This window comes from Mesorhizobium sp. M7A.F.Ca.CA.002.05.1.1 (genome assembly GCF_003998335.1).
GTDB lineage: Bacteria > Pseudomonadota > Alphaproteobacteria > Rhizobiales > Rhizobiaceae > Mesorhizobium.
The window spans coordinates 1-2,056 of sequence record NZ_RZQI01000998.1 but is presented as its reverse complement, the minus strand read 5'-3'; the positions used below and the strand labels follow the sequence as shown (position 1 = coordinate 2,056).

Sequence of the window (2,056 nt, the reverse complement as noted above, 5' to 3'; positions counted from 1 at the left end):
GACCAATCTTATCGAGATGTCCCACATTTCGAAGGCGTTCGGAGGGAGCAGGGCGCTCCATTCCGTTTCCCTCGATCTCAAGGCGGGCAGCGTCCACGCCCTGATGGGCGAGAACGGCGCCGGCAAATCGACGTTGATGAAGATCCTGGCGGGCGTGCATCAGCCCGATTCCGGTGAGATCTTCATGAACGGGGAGAAGCTCGATCTGAAATCGCCGCGAGCCGCACTCGATGCCGGCATTTCGACCGTTTTCCAGGAGCATTCGCTGCTGCCCAATCTGTCGATCGCCGAGAACATGTTTCTCGGCCGGGAGCCGACGACACGGTTCGGCTCGATCGATTATCGGGTGATGAGCAGCCAGACCGCCAAGGCGCTTGGCGAACTCGGCCTCACGCTCGACCCGTCGCAACTCGTTTCAAACCTGACCATAGCCGAGCGGCAATTCGTCGAGATCGCGCATTGCATCCAGGCGGACGCCAGCGTGCTCATCCTCGACGAGCCGACGGCGGCGCTCAACGCAGCCGATGTCGATGTGCTCAACCGCAACATCCGCCGGCTGCGCGATAAGGGAAAAGCCATCGTCTACATCTCGCATCGCATGGAGGAGATATTCGAGCTGTGCGACACGGTGACGGTGCTGAAGGACGGCGCACTGGTCGGCACAAGAATGGTGTCCGAGATCACCACCGACGAACTCATCGCCATGATGGTCGGACGCGAACTCCAGGACCTTTTTCCCGATCGTACTGATAACAAAGGCGACGAGATCCTGCGCGTCGAGAACCTGAGGATCACCGAGACATCGCGGCCGCTGTCGCTGACATTGCACAAGGGCGAGATCGTCGCCCTGGCCGGCCTGGAGGGACAGGGCCAGCAGCGCTTCCTGAGATCGCTGATCGGCCGCTATCATCCCTCCGCCGGGACGATTTCCGTCAACGGCAAAGCGCTGAAAATGCCGCTCCCGCCATCATCAGGCGTTCGCCATTTGCAGCAGCTGAGGGTCGGCTTCGTTCCCGAGGACCGCAAGGAAGAGGGGCTCTTCCTCGCTTTGCCGATCGCCCACAACATCGCCATCGGATTGCATTCGAGGCGATCCGAACTCGCGGCGGCGCGGCCGTATCGAAACGTGATCGCCCGCATGATGGAGGTCATGAACATAAAGGCGGCAGGGCCGTCCGCGCCGGTCGGCTCCCTGTCCGGCGGCAACCAGCAAAAGGTTCTGCTCGGCCGCTACCTGGCCGCCGATCTCGATCTTCTGCTGGTCGAGGAGCCGACCCGCGGAGTCGACATCGGCGCCAAGTCCGAGATCTACCACCTGCTGCGCGACTTTACCGCCAAGGGCGGCGCCGTGCTGGTGCTGTCGCGTGAGACGATCGAGTTGATCGGGCTCTGCGATCGCATCTACGTCGTCCACGACGATACCATCGTTGCCGAAATGCCGGCAGCGCAGGCGACAGAACACAAGATCCTCGACGCGGCCCTGATGGGCGGTTCCACGCGCCAGCATTAGGGGCCTCCATGCATCGTTCGCTTTTCAACATCCTGAGTGGCCGGAACACCCGGCAAGGCCTGTGGGGCCTGCCGCTTCTGGTCGCCTTGCTCATTTCGCTGTGGCTGGCCGTCGAGACGACACAGTTCGCCACGGCCGAAAACCTCTTCAACCTGGTAGCCCAGGCGATGCCGCTGATCATCGCGGCGATCGGACAGCTCGTCGTCGTGCTCATCGGCGGGCTCGACCTGTCGGTCGGTTCGGTCATCAGCTTCACCACCGCGGTGCTGGCGCTCGACCAGCCGGCGATCGTGCTGATCCCGGCGGTCTTCGTGCTGGCGGCACTCATCGGGCTGACCAACGGCCTGGCGATCACCCGCTTCAACGTCCATCCGATCATCGCGACGCTGTCGACGCAGTACATCGTGCTCGGCATCACGCGCATCCTGCGTCCCGTCTCCGGTGGCACCGTGCCGGAGATCGTCATCGATGCCGTCTCGGGCAGTTTCCTCGGCATTTCCTATCCGGTTTTCTGGGGCATCGCCGTGATCCTGGCAGCGTGGAAAC

The 2,056-nt window shown here is 62.6% G+C and carries 2 protein-coding genes; both read left to right on the top strand.

Annotated elements, in window-relative coordinates:
• Positions 1 to 1,510, top strand: a 1,510-nt coding sequence (locus EN939_RS31645) for a sugar ABC transporter ATP-binding protein (protein WP_245473241.1), incomplete at its 5' end; no start/stop codon positions are given.
• Positions 1,511 to 1,518: 8 nt separating this feature from the next.
• Positions 1,519 to 2,056 (top strand): ABC transporter permease (locus EN939_RS31640; RefSeq protein ID WP_164751396.1); only part of this gene is annotated, 538 nt, incomplete at its 3' end.